This is a genomic window from Paenibacillus sp. N3/727 (assembly GCF_022637315.1).
Lineage (GTDB): Bacteria > Bacillota > Bacilli > Paenibacillales > Paenibacillaceae > Paenibacillus_AQ > Paenibacillus_AQ uliginis.
This window is the reverse complement of sequence record NZ_CP093336.1, coordinates 3,314,488-3,341,198: the sequence shown is the minus strand read 5'-3', so window position 1 is coordinate 3,341,198 and position 26,711 is coordinate 3,314,488. Positions and strand designations below refer to the sequence as shown.

Genomic DNA, 26,711 nt, shown 5'->3' with positions numbered 1-26,711 from the left:
TGATAAACAAAATATATATTGGTCTAAAATTAATAAAAACATTTGCACTTTCCAGATAACCCCCCCTTATTATTCCTCAATCTTAACTCAAATAAAAAGATGATGGAACTCTTTTAAGGAAAGTTCCATCATAACATTAATAATATAAAAAATTCATGAATTGCAAACATTGAGTGCAGTCTTGGCATCATAACTAAAATCCGGTTTTGAAGAATAAAATACAAATACTTTTGCAATATGGAAGGTATTCACTATTCCGGATTACAAGCTGCGAGTACAGTATTCCAAAAACTTACATCTGGTCTAGCAGGCTCCAAATTCCAAGGATTTTTAGACTCGGCAAATTGTACATGAGTGGAAATGTCATGAATAAGTGATGTACTAATAATTGTCGGCATTTTTAGGAAAGTAGGACAAGTTATGAAACTTAGAGGAACTTTTACAGAACAGGTGTACAGAAAAGAATTACAAGCCTCAAGAATTCGTCTTTTCGATGATATAACCATGCGACGGTTTTTAAACATTATTAGAGAGACCTTTCCAGCAAGCGATCTAAAATTATGAAAAAGAAGATTGTGCTAACGGGAACGAGAAAGTGTGGATCTACCTCAAGGATAGCTTCTCTATGATGTTAATTAAAGTAACGGGCAGGATAGTTGAAAATGTAAAATCCATGACAGAGCAAACGCTATTGACAAACCATCTACTACGTGTTACTTTATAGCGGTAGTAAGTATCACTTCATACCAGTCATACAGAATAGTAAAGGGTGATTGTGCTGGAAAACCTAACGGAAATGCTCAAAGGCGTGCTTGAGGGCTGTGTCCTTGAAATTATAAGCCGCAATGAAACCTACGGCTACGAAATCACGCGGCGGCTGAACGCCCTCGGCTTCACAGATGTTGTGGAGGGAACGGTGTACACCATCCTGATCCGGCTTGAAAAAAACAAGTTGGTGGAGATCACCAAGAAGCCCTCCGAAATGGGACCGCCGCGAAAGTTTTTCGCGATCAACGACGCGGGGCGCGAGGAACTGCGGAAGTTCTGGGAAAAATGGGAGTTCGTATCATCAAAAATTAACGAGTTAAAGGAGAGAAAATAATGAATTTTTGGGAAAAAATCACCGGTAGCGACATGACTAAAGAATTCAAAACTTTTGAATCGCGAGTCAAAAAGCTGCCAGCTGATTATCAAGCGGCATGGGAAAAAATTAATGCCAATCTTTGGCCGCACTCAGATTTCACCGGTCGCAACCTCATGCCAATTCTTGACGGTGTACTTGGCCTGCTAGAAGAAACGGCGGCGGACGGTCAGAGTGTCCAAGAGGCTTTGGGTGACGATATCAAAGGCTTCTGTTCAGCGCTGGCTGGCGAAGAAGGGGCAAAGTCTTTTCGCGACAAGTGGCGCGAGCAACTCAACAATAATATCGCTAAAAAATTAGGTAAATAGGAGGATAAAATGAGAATACGAGATATCATCGAAGGCAAAAAAGAGTGGCGAGCGCACGTGGCGCGTGTCAAAGCGCTCCCGCAAGATTATCAGATTGTTTATAAAGAGATTCAAAAATATCTCTTTAAAGTCGGCCCTGTTGAGTTAACCGACGGGACGGGTCTGCTCTCAGGGATTATCGATCTTTTTGAAGAGGGCGCGGCCTTGGGGAAAGGCGTGCTCGAAGTGACGGGCAGTGACGTAGCGGCTTTCTGCGACGATCTAATCAAAGATTCAAAAACTTACGCTGACATCTATCAAGAATCTGTTGACCAAGAAGGTAACAAGGCCATGAAAAAGGTTACGGATAAAACAAAGTAAAAGGGGAGTATGTTGAAAAACAGCCGACATTGGAGGAAATATTCCTCGCAATCATCGGTAAAAAGGAGGCCATGTAAATGGAGGCGGCAAAAAAACATTTTTTCAGCGACATGAGCGTTATGCTTGGACGTTCCATGCGCCATATTTTCCGCAGTATGGACACCATCTTCACGGTCTGTATCACTCCGATTGCAATGATGCTGCTGTTCGTCTATGTGTTTGGCGGCGCAATCGAAACCGGTACGGATAACTATGTGAACTACCTGTTACCTGGCATATTGCTTATGGCTATTGCTAGCGGGGTGGCCTACGTGGCTTACCGCCTGTTTATGGATAAGCAACGAGGCATCATTGAGCGGTTCCACTCCATGCCGATTGCGCGTTCCACTGTGCTGTGGGGGCATGTGCTAACCTCGGTGGTATCCAACGTCATTTCAATTATCGTCATCATTCTCGTAGCGCTCATTATGGGATTTCGCTCGTCGGCAGGGGTAGTGTCTTGGCTTGCCGTAGCAGGTATACTCGTGCTGTTTACACTGGCTTTGACTTGGGTCGCGGCCATTGCCGGACTGTCCGCAAAAACGATGGAAGGTGCAAGCGCCTTTTCCTATCCGTTAATCTTCCTGCCATTCATCAGCTCGGCGTTTGTGCCGACCGACTCGATGCCGAAAGTTGTTCGTGTCTTTGCCGAAAATCAGCCGGTGACCTCGATCGTTGAAGCTATTCGCGCCCTGCTGTCAGATCAGCCGGTGGGCAATGACATATGGGTCGCTCTTACGTGGTGCGTCGGGATAATGTTCGTAGCTTATATCTTTGCGGCGCGTGCATACAAACGGAATGCAGCTTAATGTTTGTATGCATTATAATAATAGATAGTGGTAAACAGAAACATCAAGTGAAGGGCCTTCCACATTGTCAAAGCGCTAGCTTCACCAGTTTGCTCGTTGAGATCAAGGACGTCTCAGTGAAGTGATGGTCTACTACTCCTTTTATATCGAAGTAAGGGGCGTTAAAGATAACCAGGGAGCAGACTGCCACGGGTGGCCTGTTCTCTTTTTTATTGAAGTAGGCGTCAAATCGTGGATGCCGTTAAGCTAACGGGAAACGTTAGCTTAATCAACAGCAGAAGTCTAAGACTTTATTTTTCAAATCCTAATACGCATGGTTTCTGTACATCCCGCTGTTAGCTGCGACATATCAGGTCAAGAGTCCAAAGCAAGGGGAGCGAACGGCACCTTCAGCGTCTTTGGAACTGTAAAAGAGGGACAGTGATTACCCTCAGCTTTGCCAAAAAACCAACGAAGTAATTTCATGAATGAACAGAGCCGAAGAATGACAATATAAGGAAGTGGTATACATCTCAATTTCCAAAGGAGGATATCTGTTATGGCTCATCAGAAGAGAAGGAAAGAAGCTGCCTGGAAGTCACGAAAGCAAGAACAGCATCCCCATGGTAAAATCAAATCGCTCAAGGAATTGTCCAGCGAATAGGATGAGGAGTATACTACTTGGAAGAGAAGGACTGTCGGCGAAATTTACCGGCAGTCTTCTTTCTTGTAATAATCTTTCCGTTACCGGAAAGGGTGATATTGTTCTTTCATAGTGTGAGGCGTTCAAGAAACGGAAGCGTGAGTTTCGCATCCAAAAGATTAAAGACCAAACATCGTAGTAAGTAACAACGGTTAAGAATAGGCAAACTATCTGGAAGTGTGTAGATAGAAGGATAACAAAAAATATACAGCCAACTATTCCAGACAGTGCTTTGTTTGCTACCAAATTAAGTCTAATTGAATTACTCCATGTTAAGAGCTTCCAGTTCCTGAAAATCGTTGTGACTTACAAAACTGTCCAGGACCAGAATATAATACGCAAACATTGTCGCCTAGCTGAGAAGAAATCACTGCTTCGGCAATATGCTGCCCGAGAATATCCAAGCCATTCGGAACCGTGTAACCTCCCTGGGGAATACTTTGGATACCTTGGTGAAGGCGCACGATCGGATGGGCAACCAAGCCCTTGCAGTTCAAAACCAAATGATGGCTAGCAAAATGCAGGGTACTTACTCCCAAGCTCAGCACATTGTACAGGATAATTCACCGACGATTGGAAGATAGCGAAGTCGCCCGCCGAATTTTCAGGCGGGCTTTCTCTTGCTTTTATTAGGTAGCCGTCTTCTCTTATTTTTGGACTTTTTAATCGTCTATATGTCTAGTACTTTTTTGAAAAATTTACATAGATTAATAATGTATTATCGATATCTATTATAAGAATGGAGTGATAACAATGGGTTTTTATGTACGAAATAGCACGCCTAACCCGATATATGTTGCTGTCGGGTACTATGATTCTGATTGTAGCCCTACCACCTATGCTAAGAGCGGCTGGTACCGTATAACTCCTGGAAGGCGAGCGCTTGTTGTGACTGGATCAGCTGCAAATCGAACGTTTTATGTCTATGGACATGACAGTTTCGGTAATGAGTGGAGTGGTTATGCTTACACTTATGTTCCTAGCACAGCTTTCACAATGTGTTGGATAGAAAGTTGCTCGGGCTGTAGAAGAGTAGGGTTCGATAGCGTCGTTGTCGGCAATTCCGAAAACTACACATTAGAGCTTGTAGATAGTACACAAGGTGCATCTAACTCGAGAAATACTAGAGTGTCGAAAAAAAGAACACCAAAATTTAAATTAGGTAAGTTCAGCATTAAAAAGTTACCTGGAAAATTAGGTGAATTGGGAAAGGACAGAAAACCATTATATGGGAAAAGAAAGTAGGATTTTATAAGACTTTGAAAGCCGCATTTTATGCGGCTTTTTTTGTTTTAGTGCATAAGTTCTTGTCCTAACTCATGACAAGAACTTGACATCCATTTTCAACAACTGCCTTTATGCAAGTATACCAAGGATGGTAGCGATAATCGGGTTATTTTCGGACGGACTGATGGAAAACAATCGTTAATTCCCACTGTAGAGATAAACACAGACAAAGCAGACTGGGATTCTTATGCAAAACAAATACTCATGGAATTAAACTAATAGGAAACACACCGTTTATGATTTAGGGGCTTAGTAACTCATTAAAAATGTATGCCCAAAAGTGCAGTTTTCTATTGCCCAGATGTACGATTTTAATTCATATTTTCGATAATATAATAAATAATGATGTAATTAGAGGAAGGTAATTATACAAGATGAGTTATTGATGATCAGTTCTATTAATAAGATATTCTTATGTTTCTTACTTACTAGTTAGTTATATTGATTCGGTGGCAGAAGAGTATTCAATAGACCTCCAAGAGGCTTTTATCGGGGGAGATTCAGCAGGGGCTCAAATTGCTGGAGAATTCATTAATTTACAAATCAATCAATCGGTACAAGAATTACTGAATATTCAACCTATTTTGAAAAGCCATCAAATCAAAGGCTTTATCTCTTTTAGTGGACTATTAAATCTAAATGAATTTGATGAGACAGATAGTTTAAGCAAACAGCGTGGGCTTATTTTGAAAACAGGAATTGGAAAGAATCCCCTAGTGTCGAAATAGCATCGGTAATGGGAAACATCACAAAATCCTTTCCTCCAACATATATAACAGATGGCAACACAAATTCGTTTGAGAAACAAATGCCAAAGTTTAAGGCGGAACTAGAGAAAATGAATATCAATTTGATTTCTCGATAAAGGAAGCAAATGAGTTAAATGATGATATATACTCACACAGATAGAGGAAGGTGAATGGTATGGCAACGAATATGGAAGACCTATTGAAAACTCAACAGAAAAATCGAAAAGCATCCTGGCGTCCTAAAGGTTTCATTCAGTGGCTACTGATAGTCCTAGCAGGGATCGCACTTCCTGTTATCATTATGATGGCATACTATATCTTTTATCCAAGTAATCTTTTTAATATCACGAGTCTGCTCGCATTTTTTGCATTGATAAATCCGATGTTTCTATTAATCTTAACATTGATCATATTATTTCTAGCAGTTTTAGCTTTCTGGAAAAAAGCAAAAATCGCCCAGACAATCTTGATACCACTCGTGTTTCTGCTCCTCTTTCTAAATGTGTATCCAATAACAAGCATGCTGAGCTATTCGAAGAGCAAGAATGTTTCCGTTTCAATTGGGTCTCATTTTGCCATAAAGAACGATATATCATCAATCCCTATGCAGGATGTAGTATATGGAAAAACTACGAATGGTATTGAGTTGAAATTGGATGTTTGGCTTGCCAAACAAGAGACAGAGGGTGCTCTTACACCTGCCATTGTGAAAGTACATGGAGGCGGATGGGTAGAAGGGGATAAAAATAACAATCCATACTGGAATCAATGGCTAAATGAACTGGGATATACCGTTTTTGACGTACAATATCGTATGCCTCCTCAAGCGGGATGGAAAGATGAAGTAGGGGATGTAAAATCAGTACTAGGCTGGGTACTGGAAAATGCGGATACCTACAAAATAGATACTCGAAAAATAAATGTAATGGGGGATTCCGCAGGAGGAAATCTAGTTATGCTCGCTGCATATAGTATGGGGAATGTAGCACTACCACCGTCAACGGATGTTCCTGATGTACCTATAAACGCTGTGATTAACCTGTATGGTCCGGCGGATATGACACAGTTCTATTCTAACAACCCAAGTCCAAACTATGTTCAAAGAGTGATGGAGCAATACATTGGAGGTTCACCTTCCCAATTCCCAGATCGTTATAAAATGCTCTCTCCAATTTATTATATTCGGGAAGGTACACCACCAACGATTACATTTTTAGGAACGAGTGATCGTATTGTTCCTGAAGAACAAGCTGCAATTTTGGACAAGGAGATGGCTGAAAATGGAGTAGCTCATGAACTCTATCTTCTTCCTGCATCCGATCATGTATTCGATGAAAAACCAGGTAGTTTAAGTACTCAGTTTGCTCGAGAGAAGGTTAAGAGATTTCTTCAAAAATATAATAAGTGAGCAAGAAAATTTGATCTCGAACGGTTATTAAATGAATAGACATGAATGTAAAAAGCGGTTGCTCTCAATATTCTATTATGAAGCAACCGTTTTTTTATGTAGAAGTACTTAAATCAAAAAAAATCATACCAAGTGCGCATGATTATTAAAGGAGAAAGAGGGTATTCATATTCCACAAAGCAACGGAGAAAACATACATTCCTTTGATAAAGTTTATTTCGATTATGGTTTGGCTTGCTTGATCTTAACTGTGACCTTTAGTATTTTCATTGGCTTATGCTAAAGCATGACAATTGTGTCACAGTCAACAAAATCATGAAATACGGTTTGTACCTGGCAGACAAAAGCGGGAATTAAACTGGAGTTAAGCTAAACAAAAGGAATAGAGAAGAGATCATTTTGGGAATATTGACCATAGGGATTTTTAAACTTCATATTCATGATAAAATGAGATTCAAGATTGTGAGATACCGTACTTACACAACGAGAAGAGTTAACTTCTCTGAATGACATAATTTTCATTTTAGGAGTGAACAACATGGAAGTTTTTGCAGAATATTTAGCAAATATTGATAACCCGCAACATCGGGACCGAACGGAAGAAGTTTTGGCTTGGGTAACTAAGAAATTTCCAAATTTAATGCCAAAAATTGCGTGGAATCAGCCTATGTTTACCGATCATGGCACATTTATTATTGGCTTTAGCGTAGCCAAACATCATTTGGCTGTTGCCCCTGAAATGGCAGGGATTAATCATTTTTCTGATGAAATTGTGCAGGCTGGCTATGATCACACCAAGCAATTGGTACGTATCCAGTGGGATAGTCCAGTTGATTTCACATTACTTGAGAAAATGATCGAGTTTAACATTTTGGATAAGGCAGACTGTTCAACGTTTTGGCGGAAATAGAAAAAAATAAGAGCGCATTAGAAAATCCCCTTGGAAAAGAGGATTTTTGTTTCTTCCTTTGGAATGTGTGGGGGTCGTATTATAGCAAAGACAAATGTCAGTGGACAACAACATATATGCATAGGAATCGCGTAGCTACGCGATTTTTTGTTTTAAGGATATATGTTCTTGTCTAAACCCAAAGACAACAACATATATCCTCTACCGAAAAGGATAAGAATTTAGGCGATGACCCATGCGGAGGGATAATGATACTTCCGTCCAGCCACAGTTATCGCAATGGGGGCGGCTTGCAGCGATCCTGGAAGAGGCGACAGGCCTATGAGGACGATTAACCGCCGTTCGCTGGTTAAGATATTATTTTTACGGCGAGTGTAAATAGTTTTTGCAACTGATTCAGTATATAGAGAATGCGGCCAAATGAATTTGACCGCATAAGTGCCAACTGCTTCTTTGCAAGTCAATAAGTCTGTTGTGCTGTCTTATCTGAAATTCCGTTTTTGCACAGGCACCCACACTTCAACTTCAGCGTCCATCGGATTTCCATTGAGCAAAACTTCTGCGATCGGTGCTCCAGAATATTCATATTCGTACTCATCGCTTAAAAGTGAGCCAAATGCTTGATCTTCCAACTTATCAAATGCCAAGCGCGATAATCCGCCGCTTCCGGATAAGATTAAATATTCACTTTCCGGGAAATGGACTTCATCAGCATGCTCAGGCAGAGGCTTGGAAGATTGAACACCCGCATAATAGTTGACATTTCCATTCTCCTTGGCTACTGTGGCGTAACCATAAGGGCTTTCCGCATAAGGACGAAGGCTAGCGATTTGTCCATTATCAATCACACTCTTGAAAAATGTTGTCTTTTGGTTTGAAAACTGTGGAGAGTGGATGCTTGTCCCATCGTCTAGAGTGGTTTTAAAACCGATGATACGAAAGGCTTGCTTCTTTTCAATCTTGAAATTGTTCATTTGTGATACCTCCTAATAATCGGTGAATGTTGAATACGTATTAAGCATAATCTATCAACTGTGACATCTGTATGGCATACTTGAATGGGAGGTGGAGTATGAAAATTGATCGCTTAATTGCTTTGATTATGATTTTATTGGAGCGTGAGGTGGTAAGCGCACGGGAATTGGCCGAACGTCTTGAAGTGAGCAGACGAACCATCTATCGAGATATTGATACTTTAACCTTTGCCGGGTTGCCTATTTTTACGCATCAGGGAGCGATGGGCGGCGTGGGATTGATGAAATCCTATAAAATCGACAAGCTGTTATTTACACAACATGATATACAGACTTTGTTGACCAGTTTGAACAGCTATAGACAGTTATTTGACCATAAGGAACTTGTTTTCGTTTTGGAGAAACTGCATGCCATCCATCGCGGGAGTGGTACTGACATTGCGGGAGGGAAGTTTGCAGTAGATTTATCGTTAAATCAAGGGAATGAATCGTTGCGAAATTTGCTTAGCTTTATTGAGAACGCGATGAATGAACAGCGATATTTGGTCTTTGATTATGTTGATCGGGACGGACGCATTAGTTCCCGAAAGGTTGAGCCGTATCAGGTTGTCTTCAAAGAAAGTAGTTGGTACTTGCAAAGTTACTGTGCCGATAGAGAGGATTTTCGCATATTCAAATTAGCGCGAATGAGTAGTCTGCAGGTGTCGCGGGACGTTTTTGTGCCCAGAGACTTTGCACCGTTACCCATGGATGGAGCCGCATGGATGAATCAGGAATGGGTTGAGGTAACGATTCGCATCCATCGTTCAGTCGTAGATAAAGTGATCGAACGTTTTGGGGAAGGACACATCCTTCATATGGGGGAAGAGACCTGCCTGGCGACTTATCCCATCATCAAGAATACATTCGGATATGACAAGTTACTTGCATTTGGAGATAAATGCGAAGTGATTGAGCCGCTTGAAGTACGCACAGAATTTCAAGATTACGTTCGTAGTATTCTGGAAAAATATGAACACTAGGGATTATCCCTAAAGTTTAATTTCAATAGACCTGAATATCCAAGAGAGCGTCCCTAACCGGGCGTTCTCTTTTTATATAGATACTCTTTCAAAAAGCCAGTTGCCTGAACTTTGGTCAAGACCCCATTTAGTAGACATTAAAAATACACCTATCCCAACCTAGATTCATGAAATTCAATATTTTTGCTTTCGAAGACCAAAGGAAGGGATATGGCTTATGATGAGGATGATAACCAAAATAATGAAGATTTGAACTTGAAATTGCTGAGGCAACTTCTTGCTGATGTGATGTTCGGTCATTAAACTGAAGGTATAGGAATAGCGGAGTGGCATGGTGTCTGTGCATCCCGCTGTGACCAGGTTCAAGAGTCCAAAGCAGGGGGAGCGAACGGCACCTTCAGCGTCTTTGGAACTGTAAAAGAGGGACAGTGATTACCCCCAGCTTTGCCAAAAAACCAACGAAGTAATTTCATGAATGAACAGAGCCGAAGAATGACAATATAAGGAAGTGGTATACATCTCAATTTCCAAAGGAGGATATCTGTTATGGCTCATCAGAAGAGAAGGAAAGAAGCTGCCTGGAAGTCACGAAAGCAAGAACAGCATCCCCATGGTAAAATCAAATCGCTCAAGGAATTGTCCAGCGAATAGGATGAGGAGTATACTACTTGGAAGAGAAGGACTGTCGGCGAAATTTACCGGCAGTCTTCTTTCTTGTAATAATCTTTCCGTTACCGGAAAGGGCGATATTGTTCTTTCATAGTGTGAGGCGTTCAAGGAACGAAAGCGTGAGTTTCGCATTCAAAAGATTAAAGCCAAACATCGTGGTAAGTAACAGCGGTCAAGAAAAGGCAAACTATCTGATGAATAGATTGTTTTCTTTTATTGGAGGACAAGAACTTGTATCCATAGCCGATTAGATGATTGTCTAATAAATGGAGGGAAGGAGATGCAACAGTGGTTTACAAAAGTTAATCAAACATGGGCAGCTTATTATGCAGAACAATACAAACAAATCATCTTGACAAAAACTGATCATATACTTAGGATCAACTATTGTATATTGCTGCCAAATGAATGGTCAGAGGATATAACTTGAGCTTAGAAAGAGGGTTTTTATTTGGTAACATTTAAAATTAAGGATGTCCTTTTCTTCAATGAAAAAAAGAACGTCAACGTACTAGACAGTGAGGATCGTATCATCGCAAAAGTCATGAAGGCATCCAACTCAGAAAATGAGAATGGCAAAACCTTCGTCTTAGAGCGAAATGGAGAACAAACGGTTCTAGGCATAAAAAAAGGGCGTCTAATCTTTGCAGATTATAGATTTCTAATTAATGGTGAGGAATATATTCTTAAGGATAACAAGATCAACAGCCTTCTTTACTTCTGTGTGGACGGCATGGCTCTCGGAAAGAAGCTACGAATCGAAGAAAATTGGAATAAAGAGATTGAAGTTAAAGTGGATGGTCAGAAGGTTGCGCTTATTAAACCGAATACTTCTTCTCTGGAAGCAACGGTTGTAATGGAAGAAGAAGCCTCGCGCCAAGTACTGTTGTTCTCGTTAACATGCTTGATATATTTCATGTTTATGATTTATAAGAATGAGTCGAAAATAATCGAAAGCATTATTGATGAAGTAGGGGAATAATAGTTTTAAGTTGAAAACCATATCTAATTTTGAAAAGGAGTACATTTTTACAGAAGCTTCTACAAGCAAAAGTGAAGTATCGCAGCATCCTGGAAACATGTGCTCCTCATCAGAAACCCACTACACTCCATATCATTAAAATTCCATAGATGGAGATTTATTCTGCTAATCATATGGCAACAGTCTTTCAGCGTAACAATCACCCCACGTTCCACCACTTCTATTACCGTGGTAGTTCAACAGCAACTGTTCTTTTCGGGAAGCCGTTTCTCCGCCGATTTCCTCAGTTATCCGCAATAAATTTTCCTAAACTCAAATTGTTTTAACTATGCTTTTTATAAAATTCGCTCAATGTTTCATACTGCAGTATCTAGATGGAGACTTCACTTATTGCATCTGCCTATCGTGAGAATGAAGTGATTTAATTTAATTTAATAAATAATTATTATGCAAACACTTGACCTTAGGTCTGACCTAAGGTGTATTGTTGAGATATTCCAAGCCACAATTCATCCTTAGGAGCGAACACATGAAGAGTGAGATTACGATTAGTGAATTAGCCAAGCTTATGAACGTGTCGGTTCATCAAATTCGTTATTTTGAAGAGAAAGGAATTCTTCAACCCGCCTACACAGCTAATAACCAATACAGAATGTATAGCATGGATCAAATCTACCAACTGTCACATATTCTGCTGCTTCGCAAGTTGGGAGTGCCCGTTCATTCCATTAAAGATTGTATGACTTCTTATTCTGCGGATCAATATCGACAGCTTCTTCATCATTCTCTTCGGGAAGTGGATGAGGAGCTGCAGCGACTCAAGGAACTTCAGCAATTCATCGAAAAAATTTTGCGGGAACAACAGAACTTTAGCTCGCAGTTCAAACATTACCAAATAAAGCGGAGAGAAACCACGTTTTTGGCACGTTGGATGGAAATGGACCCCAGCACGAAGCTTAATGCCAAACTGTTGGCAGAACAGGCAAAGCGCGTCACGAACTTGTTCGAATCGGACATCCATTATATCTGTGATGATACGAGCTTAATTACCTTATATCTGGAAACGCACGCGCCCGGTGATCTTGTATTGCCTGGTGGTAAGTATCTTTCTACTCAAAAACTGATTCGTGAAGACGATGAATTGGATCATATGATTGAACATTTTTACGACTATGCTATCGAGCACTCTTATGTCTTATCAGGGCCCCTGATCCTTATTGAAAGATCTTATTTATCCCTATTCAGCAAGAACGATTTGCACTATGAATTGCAGGCCTTGATAGAATTTGATGAAAAAATCGAAAGGAGTAATCATGACTGCAGTGCCGATAACCATTGAACCTATGCAGATGAAGTACAATCCGCAGGTTGGCCGGGGAAAGGGAGTTGGGAAATTGCTATACAGTAAGCGCAGCAGTTTGTCCAAGTAGAGCCAAGCCTGAATATACTAAGGTTGCATGTCTCAGATAAAAACCCGCGTGCCAGACATCTGAACGAGCAGTTATCATTCCGCACTCGTTCACAAGAAAATAGTATAATGTGCCATTCCTTATTCAATGAATTGAAATGGCACAATATGGTCCTAAGATTGAAACAAATGAAAACTTTGCACAAGGAGAAATAAGATGAAAAAGAAAATAACGATTGCCATTATGATCATCGTCCTGTTATTTGGCGGTGCAGGACTTTATATTTTGAAACAAAACAGTTTTGATATGGTTGAGCAAGCTGTTGAGATCCAGACGCCCCAGGGCAAGTTGACCGGTACTTTCGTGCTGCCTAAAAACTACACGGACAAGCTGGGATTAGTTTTGTTCATTCATGGGGATGGCCCCATTGACGCCTCCCACGAAGATGGATATAAGCCGCTTTGGGAACGGTTAGCTTCTCTTGGTTACGCCTCTTTGTCCCTTAACAAAAGAGGAATTAACGGGTCGGAAGGCAACTGGTTACATCAGAGTATAGATGATCGTGTGGAAGAAGCCAGTCAAGCCATTGCATGGGCAAAAGAGCAGCCGATGATTGACGAGAAACAGATTGGAGTTTGGGGAGCAAGCCAAGCGGGCTGGGTTATTCCCAAGCTTGCCAAGAAGGAACCGCTCGCATTTAGCATTCTTCTATCGCCTGCCATTAATTGGTTGAGTCAAGGTCAATACTATACACGCAAAGAAATGGAGAAAGATGGGGTCTCTGAAGCGGAAATTCAAGATAAAGAGGCGTATGACCTGGAAGTGCGCAAGCTTTTGGAAAAACATGCTTCCTATGAAGAGTATGTAAAAATCGCTCGAAAAGATAGCTTAATGTCGAAAGACAAATGGATATTTGTCAGCAAAAATTTCTTGTCGGATGCCACTGATGATCTTCGTAATTTCAATTCACCCGTGCTATTGATCCTGGGGGAAGAAGATATGCAGGTCGATGTGAAGGATACGGAACGGGTATATCGCGATATCGTAAAACCTGAGCTGCTGACCGTAGCAGTCTTCCCTGACGCCGATCATGGGATGTTAAGCAAGGAAACGGTTAATTCGAATCTGCGGGCAGTATTCATTAGTCTCTTCGCGCCTAGACAAATTACGATACCAGGTTATATGGATGAAATCGAGCAATTTCTAAAGAAACTTCCTAAACACACATAATCGCTAGAGAGATGCAAAATATAGAGTCCGTTATTCTCGTGTAGGTTATTTATTTTGATACTATTGGAGCAATCAGAATTGTATAAGGAAGTGAACATAATGACAAATCAACAAAGTCGAGTAAAAAATATGCCTTTTTTTCACAAACAATAACTGACTTTTGGCGGGCGCAATTTTTGAAGGGAGACGTCCTCTATAGCGATGAAGTCTTTACTGTCGCCATCAACCCAAACCTGGACGAAGACAGTCAGGTCATGGTGCTGGAAACCACCGACGACCGAGTTATGGCGGTCCTGACGCCTGCGCTGGCCGATAAGGTAGGCCTTTATCAACGACAAGACCTGTCTGAGGAGATTTTCCGCCGGAAATTGAATGAAGCGGGAGTCACTCTGCATGGCGCAGATTATCTTTTTTATTTTTCAGAAACCGATAAGAACGTACTGCTGCAAGAAAATCTGGAAGGTGACTTGCGCCAGTTAATGCCGAACTGCCTGTTCGGCGGACAGTATTCGAGGAGGTCATCATCAGATGAGGATCATGGAAGTTGTACTGGTGACGTTTAATGTGGTTATGTTGCTGTGGCTGGTTGTCAGGCAACAAAGGCCGAGACAGTTATTGTGGGGAGGGTTGGCCGTCTCGGCGGTTCTTCTCGTTGTAGAGGGCTGGGTTGAGGGATGGCGCTGGCCCCTGATCCCCGCATATGCATTAACGCTGGCTCCTTTATTGGCACTGGTGTTGGATCATCGGCGGCGCACCCGAGCCGGGCAAGGGGGCATTCTCAGGCGCGGCGTACGCAGAATTGCAGCGTTGTTATCCGCCTTTTTCTACGGGACGGTAACCGTTGCTGCGCCGTTACTGTTCCCGGTGTTTACATTCGATGAACCGGCAGGCCCGTATGGGATTGGCACGGTCGCTTATCACTGGATTGACAACACCCGCGAAGAAACGTCCGCTTTGACGGCGGCCGGGGCCAAGCGGGAACTGAATGTACGGATCTGGTATCCGGCCAGCAAGGACGCTAAGGGAGCCCGGGCGCCGTATGTGCCCGATTCCAAGGTTTATACCGAGGCATTTCAGCAGACGCAAGGCCTGCCGCACTTGTTTTTGACGAGTCTTGGACAAGTCCGCACGCATGCGATTGAACACGCGGTGCTGTCCGATGCGGAAGCGGCGTATCCGGTAATTATTTTTTCACACGGGTCTGGCGGATTCGAGGGCCAGAATATGTTCCAGGTTGAGCAGTTGGTGAGCCATGGCTACATTGTGGCGGGAATCAATCATACTTACAGCAGTATGGCTTCGATATTTCCGGATGGACGGGTTGCGTTATTCCATCCCGTGGACGGCACAGGCTTTGGAAAAGAGGCATTTGAAAAAATGGACAAGCTGAATGAGGTTTGGGTGAACGATGTGTGGTTTGTGCTGGATCAACTTGAACAGCTTGCTGCCGCTGACCCGAATCGGCGGTTTACGGGACGAATAGACATGGAGCGGATTGGCATGTTCGGACACTCGTTCGGCGGGGCGACTACGGCTCAGATGCTGTTGAGTGATCCGCGGGTTCGGGCAGGCATCAATATGGACGGAGCCTTGTACGGTGAACGCCGCATTCCGACGGCAGGCATAAGCAAGCCGTTCCTGATGATCAGTGCGGACAAGTCGGTTGCGGGCCCCAGCGCCATAAGCGACGATCAGCTCGCCGCCTTGGGCATGACCCGCGGCGAAGTTGAACGATACTATGAAGAGGTCAATGCCCGGTATGCACCGGTAACGGCCGGCGGAAACTATTGGCTGAAGCTGAACGACACTTCTCATATGAGCTTCACCGATAACTTTTTGATTTCGCCAATTCTGGAATGGGTACAGGGAACGGACGCGCGCGGGACGCATCGGCTAGTCAACGAGTTTATGCTTGATTTCTTCAATCATTATCTGAAAGGGCAGCCTTTACAGATATTGAACAATGCTGTTGGCACGCATGATGATTATATTCTGGAAAAGGGGTAATCATGGAACCTGACTATGAAAAACCAAACATCTGTACCGATTAAGTCTGATATTCGAAGTGGAATTCATAAGAAAACTTTTTCTCAAAAATGTATTTAATCAGCCATTTGTTAAGGACACGTATTCTGCACCTGAAGAAAATTCGATTTAAAAAAGTTCTTCTCCAAGAGTATCCCTCCGATTCTTTGAGACCCGACTTGCTCTGGCCTTTAGGACGAGGGATATTTTTGGACAATTTTAACATATCAAAGTTGAATTTTACTTTTTTTAGATGATGCATTATGAATTTGATTCAATTAATGATTGGACATAGATTTCAATCATTTTAATATTTTCTTTCCATATTGAAACAAGCCATTCCCTGTCTGCCTTAGAGATTAAAAATGCTGTGAATCCATTTATATGAACCAATAATAAATCATTTACTAACTCCAAGTCATTCGCGTCTAGCGTATCACCATAAAAATCACCCACCAAAATCTCAAAGAAATCAAACGGTGATTTTTCGCTGTCTTTACCAAAGACAATTTCTTCAAACTCCGTATCATATGAAGACTTCACTACAAATTGCATTTGAACATTAATTAAATTTAAGTAGTCATTATTTTTTTCTTCAATGAAGAAGAGAAAATATTTGAGCATAATATCCGCAAAAGAATCCGTTTCCTTCGCTTCCTGATAAATTTGTTCCAGCGCTTCACTCATTAGCACATCAGCAAAAATAAAAGCTTCTTGTTGAATTGTCTCCATAGAACCAAAGTGATGAAACACGCTTGCTTTACTAACATTTGCCTTCTTTGCTATGCTGTTGGCACTTAATGCTTCTAACCCATTTTCTGCTATTAAAGTGATTGTAGCGTTTAATAAAGCTTCTTTTGTTTTGTTCCCCTTTTTTTCTCTACCATCTATCATTACCGTTCCTCCTAGAATGGATGTCACATTTTCTTCAGTTATTATAGCATAAAACAAAATTGTTGACCGATCGGTTAGTTTTGAGTAAAATATATCTGACCGATCGGTTATTTTTAATTTTGTGTACCAATTGTTTTTAAGTTTATGAAATTTACCTTTTGATAAAAGAAAAGGAGTGGAGCAAAAGAAAAAGGGAAAGTTACTTATTTTTGCGAGCGTACTCTCATTGTTGACGTTGTTTATAAGCTTTACTCAGTTTTTTAAGCCTAGTGTTATATTACATGCGTTCAAACCGAAGCCTACTCGGGAAGAAGTTACATGTTTGGCTCACAATGGGACAACCAGTTGCACTCTATTGAGCGTTATTCCTTGGACCATAATAATTATCTTGGTACATCAGACGCCGCTTTTCTCGAAGTCGATAATAAACAAGCATGGGGGATATTAACATGAAAAAAAGACTTTCTTGGGTGTTATCCGCTACACTTGCGTTGACTATGATTGCACCAACCGGAGCAATGGCTTCCAGCGTCGCCCCTGTGGTTGCGGATAACCAAGGATTGGGGAAAACCGCTGCCGAGAAGGCTGCGTTGCTAATCGAATCCACCCATACGATTAGCGTTCAGTATGCGCTGATTGATAATGGAAAAATCATTGTGTCTGGCCAGACGGGCAAGAACGATAAGCCGCTGACCAAGGATACATTATACGGTATCGGTTCGGTCAGCAAAGTAATTGGGGCCGCGGCCGTGATGAAATTGGTAGACGAAGGGAAAATCGATCTGGACACTCCCGTCGTCCAGTATATAACCGATTTCAAGATGAAGGACGAACGGTATAAGCGCATTACTCCGCGAATGTTGTTGAACCACTCCTCCGGTCTGCGCGGTACTGGATCTACGGGCGACTCCTTGTTCGAGGATAATGACACCTATGCCCATGATACCTTACTGCAAACCTTGTCCGATCAGACCTTGAAGGCGGACCCTGGAGCATTTTCGGTGTATTGCAATAGCGGTTTTACGCTTGCCGAGATTCTCGTTGAAAGAGTCAGCGGCATGAGCTTTACTGAATTTTTCCATCAATATTTCACAGAACCATTGCAGATGAATCATACGAAGACACCGCAGGACAAATCGAAAGGTAGCACGCTTGCCGGGTTCTATGTCCCGGATTACCAAGGACAGCTTCCAGATATTTTTGTTAATGTGATCGCCGAAGGAGGAGTTAATTCCACGGCAGAAGATATGGTGCGATTCTCGCAAATATTTATGGGACAGGCAAACAACATCCTTTCTGACAAGTCGGTACGGGCGATGGAACAGGAGGAATACAAGAAAGGCATCTGGCCGGAAGATACGGATGATAGTAATAATTACGGACTCGGCTGGGACAGTGTGAAGCTATACCCGTTCAATGATTATGGAATAAAGGGCTTGGCCAAGGGCGGGGACATCTCTGAGTATTCTGCTTCTCTCGTCGTGCTACCTGAGAAAAAGATGGCAGCTGCTGTGTTAACATCCGGCGGTAGCAGTAGCACGAATCAACTGTTGGCAAGCGAAATGCTGCTGCTGGCGCTCAAAGAGAAGGGCGAAATCAAGAACGTCAAGCCGGATAAATCATTCGGCAAGCCGGTTAAGGCCAAGATGCCCAATGATGTAGTGAAGCAAGCAGGCTATTATGCCAGCAGTGAAACGCAGTTCCGGATAGAGATCACCAAGGACGGGGAACTGTCTATGGCAAACGATCCGGAGACGAAGTATATATATACTTCGGATGGAAGCTTTATCAACGAGAACGGAACCTCCAAGATCAGCTTCGTCACCGAGAAGAACAGACGCACGTATTTGTGGAAGAGAGCCTATGAGACGTTGCCGGGATTGGGGCAGCTAGCAACGTCAGAGTATGCGGCCGAGAAGCTGGAAGACAACGTGCTGCCGAAGGAGACCGCCGAAGCTTGGGCAAAACGGGAAGGTACTAAGTTCTATGTCGTTAACCAGAAATTCAGCTCCGAAGAGTATTTCTTTGGGCAGTTGGCAATCAAAATTAGCCTCGCCGACGGTCTGCCGGGTTATTGGGAGGATAGAAAAATCACAGGTCCGAATACGGCGACGAGTCAGATCCAAATCCCAGGAATAGCAGGTCGGGATACGACGGAAGCCCGGTTCTACACGAAAGACAGCATCGAATATTTGAACGTAAACGGGTACTCACTTGTGAGCGAGGCGAACGTAAAACCGATCTATGCAGGAAATCAGTCCAAGGCCACGGTGTCAGCGAACGGGGATGCTAAATGGTATACTATCCCGGCAGCGGCGGCAGGCAAAACGATGACGGTCAAGCTGCCAACGAAAGGTGCTTTCGCGGTATATGACGAGCAAGGATTTTGCGTCAACTATAGCCTTGTCAGCGGCAACAACAAAGTGACGCTGCCCAAGAACGGAACGATCGTATTTGCCGGCGCGCCGGACTTGGAATTTAAAATAACAATGAAATAAGCTTATTATATAAAGCCTCAAGGGGCAAAATTCTTGAGGCTTCCTTATATTTGTACCCATCCCAAAATTTACGATGATCCTCCTCTTGTTTATATTGAAGAATCGCATCCTCATCCTGGTCAAAATATATGGCATCGTTTTTCTTTAGTAAAATATGTCTAATCATATAATTTTCCATGAAGGTGTGCGACATCCCCCGCATCCCCAGATTTTTATATTTTCGTCCTCAAATCGTTGTTAAGGGGTGATATTGTTGTTATATATTTCAACGGAAAATCGCTTAATTAAATGAAAAAGCAACTAAATATATGGATGTCATTGAGGAAATGAAAAACTACACTGAACCGAAGAAAATGATAAATAGGGTGGCTTGGATTTAACCTTTCCAAGCAGGATTTCTACCTGCTAAACTTCACAACCTACGCTTGGTCGCACCGAAAGTTGAGCTATTTTTTATTCTAAACGAGGTGAAAACATGACGCTTGTAGATATTGTGCCTTATCATCCCAATTATGCGGAAAGTGTAGCTGAAATGTGGAACCGTAGCAACGACGAATGGGGTGGAGGGTCTTCCGTCCGTTCAGCTGAACAAGTCCGCCAAAGCGAGGAAAACTCGGATGCCATCGCGGTGTTTCTTGCCACCTGCAATCAGGAGGTCGTCGGATACTGCAGCCTGGGCGAATATCACGAGGATACCGGCGCGCTGTATATTCAGCTGTTGAACGTTCGGCCGGATTTTCACGGCCATAAGATTGGCAAACGGCTCGTGCTGCAGGCGGTCGAAGAAACAATCCGCCTGGGCTGGCCGCGCGTCGACTTGCATACCTGGGACGCGAATATGAAGGCCGTGCCCCTGTACAAGCGATGTGGGTTCTTCTGGGAAGACCGTGAAGAAGCGGTGCATTTAATGAATTTTATCCCCCAGGTGGCCGCCTGTGAAGCGATAGCTCCCTATTTCCGGGAATTCGACTTGTATGCCGATCTGATGCGGACGATCGAAATCAAACCGGACGGGCAGAAGGAGAACGGCTTCGAGACGTACACTTACGCTTGGGCCAACGACAACGGCCGATCGCTGCGCGTCGATATTGAACGCAGAAGCCGCGGCATCTGCCTCATCGAGACGGAAGATTTTTTGCTATCCTCCACGGCTGAGCAAGCCGAACCGGTATTTGGCAACGATTATAAAGTCAAATACTGCATAGTCAACAAATCGGGCGCGCCGCTCAAAATCGAGCTCCAGGGCGAATCGGACCGCAACATCGCTTTCGATTGGCAGGACGAACTGCTGGTGGAAGGCGAACGTCAGATCTCTGCGAGCTTTTTCGTCGGAGCGATCGAGGAGCCGCAGAGCGAATGGCGTACTTGCCCGGCTGTACAGACCCGGGTTCGTATTAATGGTTCTGAAGCGCTGCTGAAGGTCGGCATCGTACCGAAGTTTCCGGCCAGCGTCAAAATGAGCATTCCCGCAGTCAGACATAGGGTGGGCGGCAATTATACGTTATATTTGGATTTGCAAAATAATTTTGCGCAGCCGGCCGCGTTTTCCTTCACCCTACCTAGTACCGCCTGGCTTGCTCTCGAACAGCAAACCTTCGAAACGAGGCTGCAAGTGAAAGAGCGGGTCTCGCTGGCCGTTCCTTACCGCTTGCTGGATTACGGCTTCTACCATGCTCGGCCGCAAATTCGGGCCGTTCCGGACAATGGGCCCGAGGTGCTGTTTAACTCCACCGTCGGCGGCGCTTTCGGCGGGCCCGGCGCGATGGTTGCAGGAGAAACGGATAGTGGCTGGATGGCCTGGAACGGCGGGTACAGTCTCCATTGCGACAAGGATCATAACGAGATGTCGTTTCGGATCGTGAGCCAGAAAGACGAAGAAATTCTGCTGTTGCCGCCGTCCATCGGCAAACCGTATTCGAGTGAATTTACACGCAAGAAGCCGCTGCGGGTCGAAATCTGCGAAGAGCGCGGCGCTATCGGATTCCGCCATACGTACCGGTCAGACGCTTTTCCCCAACTTCTGCTGCATCTCTGCACCTTGCTCTACGCCGACGGAACGATGAAGCTGTGGCATGAGCTGGAGAACAGTTCCGGGGCGCCAGTCGCCCGCGAGATCTGGATCTCCCAACGTATCAGTTCGGACTTGTACCGGCTGGTATTGCCTTACGACGGCCGCATCGTCGAAATGACCGATTCCCACGGAAACGATCACGAATATTGGGACGGCGCCAAGTTCAGCGAACCGTGGCTCTTTGCCCGCAGCGAACAAACCGCGTACGGCATCTGTTGGTCCGGGAGCCACCGAATGCGTTTCGGAGAATGGTTTTTGGAGCTGGAAAGTGTCGTCGGATCGTTAGAACCTGGAGAAACGAAAGCTTCGGAAACGATTTTCATGTCCATAGGCGGTTTTGATGATTGGAACGAATTCCGGGCGTTTGCCTTGAAACTGTCCGGGCTGGAAACGCCCCCGCCGCCGGTACGCCATTTGGAGTTGACCGCTAATGAAGGAAACCCGTTCGTGCCGTCGTATGTGAAGGAAGTGACGGCTCTGCTGCATGATGTCAAACAGAACGTATGGGAAGGCGAGTTGTCTGTCTCTTATGCAGGCGAAACCCGTCCGGCAGCCCAAAAGGTGTTGTCTGCGAATGAAGAAGCCTCAGAAGCCTCTTTTGCTTTGCCGTCCCCGATGTCCCCTTGCAGCGTCATCCAGTTGGATGCACGGCTTGGCCCGCAGCAAGAGACGTACTATAGCGCCTTGTTCCCGGTGTCGTCCGCTCCCGTCAGCTGTACCACGTACACGGAAGCAGAATACCCGGTATATGAAGCCAACAACGGGATGATTCGGATCTCCGCGGCGCCGAATTATTATCCCGCTCTCCTGTCGCTTGAGGTGCAAGGCCAGGAATGGCTCACCTCCGGATTTCCGGAATACGGGATCAGGTCCTGGTGGAATCCGTGGATCGGCGGTTTAACCGATCAGTTTGACGATATGAGCCCGACGTCTGTTCGCAAGGAAAAACATTCCGCCAGCTTCGTCCGCGTTGCCGACGACAAAGGTAACGTCTGGTCCGGCATCCGAATCCGCCAGTCCATTCAACAGCACGACATCTACAAAGGAACGATCGTGGACAGTTACTACCTACTGCTCCCTGGAGCGCCGGTACTCGCCTATATGACCGATATCCGTCAAAACACAGGAGCTTATTTGAAAAAAGCGGTACTTAGCGAGCTGTTCCTTCGCTTTGACGAATTAGGATCGTCCAGCGAGTCCTGCGAGGCGGGCGGCGGCTGGCTGCGAACTTTCGCACCTGACGGCAAAATGCTGCGTTACGCCATTGGCAAAGACGAACTCAGCGTGCGCGAAACAAAAGACTACGGTTTCGGCTTTGATGGCCGCGCCGGAGTGATGCAAATTGTGACCGATGAAACTGTCAACCGCCCTTCACTCTATACAAACAAGGACATCTGCTGCCTGTCGTTCTCGCGGAATGTTCGCTTGCCACACGGAAATGAGTTCCGCTCGGCGCCCGTTTTTTTCGTCTTTCCAGATGCGCTGCTTCCGGCCGAGGGACTGAGAGCTTTACGCCGGATCTCCTTTCCTCTTATACATGAATCTAACGACATGGAAGGAGCGCAGACCGAATGAAAGTGATCGAGCTGTGGTTTTCTATTTCCGTCAACCTATTCATCCAATTGGAGTCAAGCCCAGGCAGTACATGTTATTAAGCTGAATTTGTCCCTAGTTGAGTTTGTAACATTAAATAAACCTGAATATATCACTGAAGTTGGTATTGCCATAAAATTTTCGTTTTTTTTGTTTGGAAGGACATACGAAAAGACTTGAGGTTCACACTGTGTGAAGCTTTATAATATGGTTTAACCATTCATTGGTGCCGCAGAGTTATACTTTGCTACAATAACGTAGAATAAGGAAGTGAACTTAATGAAAAGTAAAGTAAAAAATATGCCTTTATTTTCACAAACGATAACTGACTATTGGCGGGAGCAATTTTTGAACGGAGACGTCCTCTATAGCGATGAAGTCTTTACTGTCGCCATCAACCCAGACCTGAACGAAGACAGTCGGGTCATGGTGCTGGAAACCACCGACGGCCGGATTATGGCGGTCCTGACGCCTGCGATGGCCGATAAGGTAGGCCTTTATCAACGACAAGACCTGTCTGAGGAGATCTTTCGCCGGAAATTAAAAGAAGCGGGAGTCACTCTGCATGGGGCAGATTATCTTTATTATTTTTCAGAAGCCGATAAGAACGTATTGCTGCAGGAAAATCTGGAAGGTGACTTGCGCCGGCTAACAGAGCAAGATGATGCGGTTTTCTCCGAGTTCGAGTCCTCCGCTTCGGAACAAGACTTGGATGATGCTTCTGTGGAATTGGATCACTGGGCCGTGTTCGGCTCTTTTGAGCAAAACCGTCTAGTCTGTGCCGCCAGCATGTATCCCTGGGAGGACGATACGCAAATTGCGGATCTCGGCGTACTGACGCTGACGCCATTTAGAGGAAAAGGTCATGCCCGCAAAGTCGTGCGTTCCATTTGCAAGTATGCCTATGTTCAGGGATACGAACCCCAGTACCGATGTCAGCTCGATAACCATACATCTACGTTGCTGGCTAAAGCGGCGGGTTTGACGTTGTTTGGAAAATGGGATGTGATATCTCCCGACTCCATAGACTGAGAGCACGACTAAAATAAGCAATTATGATGTAGGAAGCTACGTATTCCTTTACAAGACATTACAGCTGTTGTCCAATGCGTTATTCATTTATTGCTTCATGTGTAAGGAACAAATATTGTTGCCGTAACAGACTTGAATATCGGTTAGAGGATATCTTCAAAGAAACGATCTATTTAATGGAGAGATATATGGGATTAAAGCCTGATCTAAAATTGTTGAATTATGACATGCTTGATGATTGTGTTGATTTATTCATGGACACTTTCTCAAAAGAACCTTGGAATGATGTCTATGAGTCAAGAAAACAGGTTGTAGATTTTTTTGAGCATTACATGAAAAACAATTATTTTATTGGTTACGTTCTAAAAATAGGCGATGAACTTGTTGGATTGAGCCTAGGTGCAAAAAAGCCATATTTAAAAGGAATGGAATATTTCATTGATCAATTTTGTGTATGTGAAAAATTCCAAGGACAAGGAGTAGGCAGCAAGTTTCTAGAGCTTATCGAATCTGACATTAAAAAGCAGGATATAAATACTATCGTGTTAACTACTTCCAAGGGATTCCCATCAGAAAAATTTTATATTAAAAATGGATTCAAAACATCTGTTAATGCAATTCTTCTCGCCAAGTGAGAGAGGTTAATATGAAGATAGAAAAAGTATTAGAATATGATGTAAGTAATGAATTAGAAGCAAAAATATAATTCATGAGATTTGAATTGTATTTTAGTGAGTATCGATTTTAACTAAAAGGGGTTTCCTCATGAATATAACCCTTTCTGATGTGGATAAGGACAATTATGAAGAGGTCTGTGACCTATCTGTAGCTGATAATCAATATGATTATGTCGCAGACAATACGTGGTCACTCGTTGAGTCAAAATTCAACCCCTCATACCAAACACGCGCAATTTGCTTAGATGGCAAGCCTGTCGGATTTTTCATGTGGGTGCCTGAGACAGACCAAAGAATATCGATTTGGCGATTTATGGTGGATCAGCACCATCAAAACAAAGGTATTGGGCGCAAAGCAATGCTACTGGCCCTTGATGAAATTAGGCGGACAGATGGATTAGAAGAGATCGAAATTTGTTACAACCCGAATAATCCTGTAGCGAGAAGCTTTTACTCCAGCTTTGGTTTCGTTGAAGTCGGTATGGACGAAGACGGTGATGATATGTTAGCAATTATTAAAATTTAAACTAGCAGGCATAAGCCCGCTTTGGCGCTGAAGTTGACTGAGGTGCAGTCTAAGACTTTATTTTCAAGTTTTAGACTGCATTTATTTATATTAGTTGGCTCAATCTAAAACATATTTATCAGAGGCAAAAGCTATTAAAGTTTAAAAACTCGCACCTGTTCTGAAGTGCGAGTCTAAAACTTTATGATTTATGTGTTTCACAAAGCACACGCTCCCAAGGACTAGGTTCAAAACTACTTTTAGAAATTGATAAGTTTTCTGTGAGACGAAAACTGGAGGGATTATTGATGGAAGATTACAAACTGGTAAGTGACTATCGTAACAATAAAGATTTGAGAGAGAGTTTCAATGAATTAGCTTTAAACACTTTCAAAATTGATTTTCAATGAAGAGCAGATTTAGAAACAATTATGCTAGATTATGACGATGCATTATTCGTCTTATCGGATTCGCCATTTCTGAAAGGCAATTTTAAATTCCCGATAACTTCACATTGTTAAGTTAGGTTGACATATTTTCAATCATTCTCCCGTCCGCCGTACTACTTACACGGAAGCAGAATACCCGGTATATGAAGCCGACAACGGGATGTTTCGGATCTCGGCCGCACCGGATTATTATCCCGCTCTCCGGTCGCTTGCGGTGCAAGGCCGGGGAATGGCTCGCCTCCGGATTTCCTGAATACGGGAATTTGCACCAGTTGGTAGATTTGATCCACACTTCATATGTTCACTCCTAAGGATGAATTGAGGCTTGGAATATCTTTAACGATACACCTTAGGTCAGACCTAAGGTCAAGTGTTTGATTAAAAATAAAACCTTAAAGATATATACTGCCGATCATGTCCTTTTTGCGCTTTCTACATATTCAATCCGTGATATCAGCAGCTGAGAGGCATGAAATTTCATAGTCATTTTTAATTTACAGTTGTAATAGTTGTTTGGATAAGTTATAATTACATGTGTAATAGTTAATCTGAGTTGAGAAGGGAGGACAAACAATGGAGAAAATGCCCAAGATTTCGGAATCTGAGTGGGAGATCATGAAGGTCATTTGGCGGGAAAACCCGATGACAGCTGAGCAAATCGTGCAGCATTTGCCGGAGGGCACGGACTGGAGCGATCAGACGGTCAGAACCTTTATTAACCGATTAATGAAGAAAAAAGCGCTGGGCTACCAGAAATCGGGCAGGAGTTATCTGTATTATCCGTTAATTTCGGAACAAGAGTGTGTACGCGCGGAAAGCCGTTCTTTTCTAAACCGGGTCTTCAACGGCGCAGCCGGATTGATGATGACCAATTTTTTGAAGGAGACCCAGCTGTCAGATCAGGACATTGAGCGATTGCAGCAAATTTTGCTGGAGAAGCAGGGAAAAGAATCTAAAGAATCAAAAGACTAATCACAGCCTTACAAGC

General features: G+C 43.5%; 27 protein-coding genes and 1 pseudogene. 23 read left to right on the top strand and 5 right to left on the bottom strand.

All coding sequences use genetic code 11. The features are described 5' to 3' along the window. Positions 1-251: 251 nt before the first annotated feature. Positions 252-398: a DUF2599 domain-containing protein gene (locus MNQ98_RS29900; RefSeq protein WP_481856770.1), complete on the bottom strand. Its 147-nt coding sequence runs from the start codon at positions 396-398 to the stop codon at positions 252-254. Positions 399-796: 398 nt separating this feature from the next. Between MNQ98_RS29900 and MNQ98_RS15240 the strand changes: the two genes are divergently transcribed. From MNQ98_RS15240 to MNQ98_RS15195, 10 genes and pseudogenes are all read left to right on the top strand, one after another. Next, entirely contained in the window at positions 797-1,102 is a 306-nt protein-coding gene (locus MNQ98_RS15240) for a PadR family transcriptional regulator (protein ID WP_277883747.1), read from the top strand. Beyond that, complete coding sequence (locus MNQ98_RS15235) at positions 1,102-1,449, top strand: DUF1048 domain-containing protein (protein WP_241929021.1); 348 nt, start codon at positions 1,102-1,104, stop codon at positions 1,447-1,449. Before MNQ98_RS15240 ends, MNQ98_RS15235 begins: the two co-directional genes overlap by 1 nt. A gap of 9 nt (positions 1,450-1,458) precedes the next feature. Beyond that, positions 1,459-1,809 carry a DUF1048 domain-containing protein gene (locus MNQ98_RS15230; RefSeq protein ID WP_241929020.1) on the top strand — a complete coding sequence of 117 codons (351 nt, stop codon included), beginning with the start codon at positions 1,459-1,461 and terminating at the stop codon, positions 1,807-1,809. Continuing rightward, positions 1,809-1,886 (top strand): annotated as a pseudogene (locus MNQ98_RS15225) (ABC transporter ATP-binding protein); the annotation flags it as partial. The gene MNQ98_RS15230 and the pseudogene MNQ98_RS15225, both read left to right, overlap by 1 nt. Then, entirely contained in the window at positions 1,887-2,657 is a 771-nt protein-coding gene (locus MNQ98_RS15220; protein WP_241929019.1) for an ABC transporter permease, read from the top strand. A 538-nt stretch (positions 2,658-3,195) separates the two neighbouring features. After that, positions 3,196-3,300, top strand: a complete 105-nt coding sequence (locus tag MNQ98_RS15215; RefSeq protein WP_015735743.1) for a DUF6254 family protein — start codon at positions 3,196-3,198, stop codon at positions 3,298-3,300. A 792-nt stretch (positions 3,301-4,092) separates the two neighbouring features. Then, positions 4,093-4,584: a DUF1036 domain-containing protein gene (locus MNQ98_RS15210; protein ID WP_241929018.1), complete on the top strand. Its 492-nt coding sequence runs from the start codon at positions 4,093-4,095 to the stop codon at positions 4,582-4,584. Positions 4,585-5,075: 491 nt separating this feature from the next. After that, the gene (locus tag MNQ98_RS15205; protein ID WP_241929017.1) at positions 5,076-5,354 is read left to right on the top strand and encodes a hypothetical protein; all 279 of its coding nucleotides are present in this window, start codon (positions 5,076-5,078) and stop codon (positions 5,352-5,354) included. 196 nt (positions 5,355-5,550) lie between these two features. After that, complete coding sequence (locus tag MNQ98_RS15200) at positions 5,551-6,783, top strand: alpha/beta hydrolase (protein WP_241929016.1); 1,233 nt, start codon at positions 5,551-5,553, stop codon at positions 6,781-6,783. A gap of 538 nt (positions 6,784-7,321) precedes the next feature. Beyond that, positions 7,322-7,693, top strand: coding sequence for an iron chaperone (locus MNQ98_RS15195; RefSeq protein WP_241929015.1), 372 nt, complete (start codon positions 7,322-7,324; stop codon positions 7,691-7,693). Positions 7,694-8,175: 482 nt separating this feature from the next. On the opposite strand, the gene MNQ98_RS15190 is transcribed toward MNQ98_RS15195, so the two are convergent. After that, positions 8,176-8,667 carry a GyrI-like domain-containing protein gene (locus tag MNQ98_RS15190; RefSeq protein WP_241929014.1) on the bottom strand — a complete coding sequence of 164 codons (492 nt, stop codon included), beginning with the start codon at positions 8,665-8,667 and terminating at the stop codon, positions 8,176-8,178. A 98-nt stretch (positions 8,668-8,765) separates the two neighbouring features. Here MNQ98_RS15190 and MNQ98_RS15185 point away from each other — a divergent pair, with 98 nt between their 5' ends. The 7 genes from MNQ98_RS15185 to MNQ98_RS15155 all read left to right on the top strand — a co-directional run bounded on the left by MNQ98_RS15185 (position 8,766) and on the right by MNQ98_RS15155 (position 15,986). Beyond that, the gene (locus MNQ98_RS15185) at positions 8,766-9,689 is read left to right on the top strand and encodes a helix-turn-helix transcriptional regulator (protein WP_241929013.1); all 924 of its coding nucleotides are present in this window, start codon (positions 8,766-8,768) and stop codon (positions 9,687-9,689) included. 546 nt (positions 9,690-10,235) lie between these two features. Then, entirely contained in the window at positions 10,236-10,340 is a 105-nt protein-coding gene (locus tag MNQ98_RS15180; protein WP_015735743.1) for a DUF6254 family protein, read from the top strand. A 469-nt stretch (positions 10,341-10,809) separates the two neighbouring features. After that, positions 10,810-11,340 carry a hypothetical protein gene (locus MNQ98_RS15175; RefSeq protein ID WP_241929012.1) on the top strand — a complete coding sequence of 177 codons (531 nt, stop codon included), beginning with the start codon at positions 10,810-10,812 and terminating at the stop codon, positions 11,338-11,340. 529 nt (positions 11,341-11,869) lie between these two features. Next, positions 11,870-12,679 carry a MerR family transcriptional regulator gene (locus tag MNQ98_RS15170; protein ID WP_241929011.1) on the top strand — a complete coding sequence of 270 codons (810 nt, stop codon included), beginning with the start codon at positions 11,870-11,872 and terminating at the stop codon, positions 12,677-12,679. Positions 12,680-12,965: 286 nt separating this feature from the next. Next, a complete protein-coding gene (locus tag MNQ98_RS15165) occupies positions 12,966-13,979 on the top strand; it encodes an alpha/beta hydrolase family protein (RefSeq protein ID WP_241929010.1) in 1,014 nt (337 codons plus the stop codon). A 176-nt stretch (positions 13,980-14,155) separates the two neighbouring features. Beyond that, on the top strand, positions 14,156-14,542 hold the full coding sequence (locus MNQ98_RS15160; RefSeq protein ID WP_241929009.1) for a hypothetical protein: 387 nt from the start codon (positions 14,156-14,158) through the stop codon (positions 14,540-14,542). After that, positions 14,508-15,986, top strand: a complete 1,479-nt coding sequence (locus MNQ98_RS15155) for an alpha/beta hydrolase family protein (RefSeq protein WP_241929008.1) — start codon at positions 14,508-14,510, stop codon at positions 15,984-15,986. The genes MNQ98_RS15160 and MNQ98_RS15155 overlap by 35 nt, the downstream gene beginning before the upstream one ends. A gap of 279 nt (positions 15,987-16,265) precedes the next feature. On the opposite strand, the gene MNQ98_RS15150 is transcribed toward MNQ98_RS15155, so the two are convergent. Continuing rightward, positions 16,266-16,898 (bottom strand): TetR/AcrR family transcriptional regulator, encoded by a 633-nt coding sequence (locus tag MNQ98_RS15150; protein WP_241929007.1) that lies wholly within the window; start codon positions 16,896-16,898, stop codon positions 16,266-16,268. Positions 16,899-17,347: 449 nt separating this feature from the next. On the opposite strand from MNQ98_RS15150, the gene MNQ98_RS15145 reads away from it, so the two are divergent. After that, the gene (locus MNQ98_RS15145; protein ID WP_241929006.1) at positions 17,348-19,396 is read left to right on the top strand and encodes a serine hydrolase domain-containing protein; all 2,049 of its coding nucleotides are present in this window, start codon (positions 17,348-17,350) and stop codon (positions 19,394-19,396) included. Here the strand turns inward: MNQ98_RS15145 and MNQ98_RS15140 are convergent. Continuing rightward, positions 19,377-19,574, bottom strand: a complete 198-nt coding sequence (locus MNQ98_RS15140; protein ID WP_241929005.1) for a hypothetical protein — start codon at positions 19,572-19,574, stop codon at positions 19,377-19,379. The two genes, MNQ98_RS15145 and MNQ98_RS15140, sit on opposite strands and share 20 nt — an antisense overlap. A gap of 297 nt (positions 19,575-19,871) precedes the next feature. On the opposite strand from MNQ98_RS15140, the gene MNQ98_RS15135 reads away from it, so the two are divergent. The 4 genes from MNQ98_RS15135 (at position 19,872) to MNQ98_RS15120 (ending at position 25,295) form a co-directional block, all read left to right on the top strand. Beyond that, positions 19,872-23,042, top strand: a complete 3,171-nt coding sequence (locus tag MNQ98_RS15135; protein WP_241929004.1) for a GNAT family N-acetyltransferase — start codon at positions 19,872-19,874, stop codon at positions 23,040-23,042. Between the two features lie 297 nt (positions 23,043-23,339). Beyond that, on the top strand, positions 23,340-24,092 hold the full coding sequence (locus MNQ98_RS15130; RefSeq protein WP_241929003.1) for a GNAT family N-acetyltransferase: 753 nt from the start codon (positions 23,340-23,342) through the stop codon (positions 24,090-24,092). 188 nt (positions 24,093-24,280) lie between these two features. Continuing rightward, complete coding sequence (locus tag MNQ98_RS15125; protein WP_241929002.1) at positions 24,281-24,727, top strand: GNAT family N-acetyltransferase; 447 nt, start codon at positions 24,281-24,283, stop codon at positions 24,725-24,727. A 130-nt stretch (positions 24,728-24,857) separates the two neighbouring features. Further along, positions 24,858-25,295, top strand: a complete 438-nt coding sequence (locus MNQ98_RS15120) for a GNAT family N-acetyltransferase (RefSeq protein WP_241929001.1) — start codon at positions 24,858-24,860, stop codon at positions 25,293-25,295. 501 nt (positions 25,296-25,796) lie between these two features. Here the strand turns inward: MNQ98_RS15120 and MNQ98_RS15115 are convergent. Beyond that, on the bottom strand, positions 25,797-26,015 hold the full coding sequence (locus MNQ98_RS15115; RefSeq protein ID WP_241929000.1) for a hypothetical protein: 219 nt from the start codon (positions 26,013-26,015) through the stop codon (positions 25,797-25,799). A gap of 281 nt (positions 26,016-26,296) precedes the next feature. Here MNQ98_RS15115 and MNQ98_RS15110 point away from each other — a divergent pair, with 281 nt between their 5' ends. Beyond that, entirely contained in the window at positions 26,297-26,695 is a 399-nt protein-coding gene (locus MNQ98_RS15110) for a BlaI/MecI/CopY family transcriptional regulator (protein ID WP_241928999.1), read from the top strand. Positions 26,696-26,711: the final 16 nt, after the last annotated feature.

Excerpts from the sequence above, each read along its gene's own strand:
- MNQ98_RS29900 (WP_481856770.1), bottom strand. The coding sequence starts at position 398 with ATGCCGACAATTATTAGTACATCACTTATTCATGACATTTCCACTCAT.
- MNQ98_RS15240 (WP_277883747.1), top strand. The coding sequence starts at position 797 with ATGCTCAAAGGCGTGCTTGAGGGCTGTGTCCTTGAAATTATAAGCCGC.
- MNQ98_RS15235 (WP_241929021.1), top strand. The coding sequence starts at position 1,102 with ATGAATTTTTGGGAAAAAATCACCGGTAGCGACATGACTAAAGAATTC.
- MNQ98_RS15230 (WP_241929020.1), top strand. The coding sequence starts at position 1,459 with ATGAGAATACGAGATATCATCGAAGGCAAAAAAGAGTGGCGAGCGCAC.
- MNQ98_RS15220 (WP_241929019.1), top strand. The coding sequence starts at position 1,887 with ATGGAGGCGGCAAAAAAACATTTTTTCAGCGACATGAGCGTTATGCTT.
- MNQ98_RS15215 (WP_015735743.1), top strand. The coding sequence starts at position 3,196 with ATGGCTCATCAGAAGAGAAGGAAAGAAGCTGCCTGGAAGTCACGAAAG.
- MNQ98_RS15210 (WP_241929018.1), top strand. The coding sequence starts at position 4,093 with ATGGGTTTTTATGTACGAAATAGCACGCCTAACCCGATATATGTTGCT.
- MNQ98_RS15200 (WP_241929016.1), top strand. The coding sequence starts at position 5,551 with ATGGCAACGAATATGGAAGACCTATTGAAAACTCAACAGAAAAATCGA.
- MNQ98_RS15195 (WP_241929015.1), top strand. The coding sequence starts at position 7,322 with ATGGAAGTTTTTGCAGAATATTTAGCAAATATTGATAACCCGCAACAT.
- MNQ98_RS15190 (WP_241929014.1), bottom strand. The coding sequence starts at position 8,667 with ATGAACAATTTCAAGATTGAAAAGAAGCAAGCCTTTCGTATCATCGGT.
- MNQ98_RS15185 (WP_241929013.1), top strand. The coding sequence starts at position 8,766 with ATGAAAATTGATCGCTTAATTGCTTTGATTATGATTTTATTGGAGCGT.
- MNQ98_RS15180 (WP_015735743.1), top strand. The coding sequence starts at position 10,236 with ATGGCTCATCAGAAGAGAAGGAAAGAAGCTGCCTGGAAGTCACGAAAG.
- MNQ98_RS15170 (WP_241929011.1), top strand. The coding sequence starts at position 11,870 with ATGAAGAGTGAGATTACGATTAGTGAATTAGCCAAGCTTATGAACGTG.
- MNQ98_RS15165 (WP_241929010.1), top strand. The coding sequence starts at position 12,966 with ATGAAAAAGAAAATAACGATTGCCATTATGATCATCGTCCTGTTATTT.
- MNQ98_RS15155 (WP_241929008.1), top strand. The coding sequence starts at position 14,508 with ATGAGGATCATGGAAGTTGTACTGGTGACGTTTAATGTGGTTATGTTG.
- MNQ98_RS15150 (WP_241929007.1), bottom strand. The coding sequence starts at position 16,898 with ATGATAGATGGTAGAGAAAAAAAGGGGAACAAAACAAAAGAAGCTTTA.
- MNQ98_RS15145 (WP_241929006.1), top strand. The coding sequence starts at position 17,348 with ATGAAAAAAAGACTTTCTTGGGTGTTATCCGCTACACTTGCGTTGACT.
- MNQ98_RS15140 (WP_241929005.1), bottom strand. The coding sequence starts at position 19,574 with ATGGAAAATTATATGATTAGACATATTTTACTAAAGAAAAACGATGCC.
- MNQ98_RS15135 (WP_241929004.1), top strand. The coding sequence starts at position 19,872 with ATGACGCTTGTAGATATTGTGCCTTATCATCCCAATTATGCGGAAAGT.
- MNQ98_RS15130 (WP_241929003.1), top strand. The coding sequence starts at position 23,340 with ATGAAAAGTAAAGTAAAAAATATGCCTTTATTTTCACAAACGATAACT.
- MNQ98_RS15125 (WP_241929002.1), top strand. The coding sequence starts at position 24,281 with ATGGGATTAAAGCCTGATCTAAAATTGTTGAATTATGACATGCTTGAT.
- MNQ98_RS15120 (WP_241929001.1), top strand. The coding sequence starts at position 24,858 with ATGAATATAACCCTTTCTGATGTGGATAAGGACAATTATGAAGAGGTC.
- MNQ98_RS15110 (WP_241928999.1), top strand. The coding sequence starts at position 26,297 with ATGGAGAAAATGCCCAAGATTTCGGAATCTGAGTGGGAGATCATGAAG.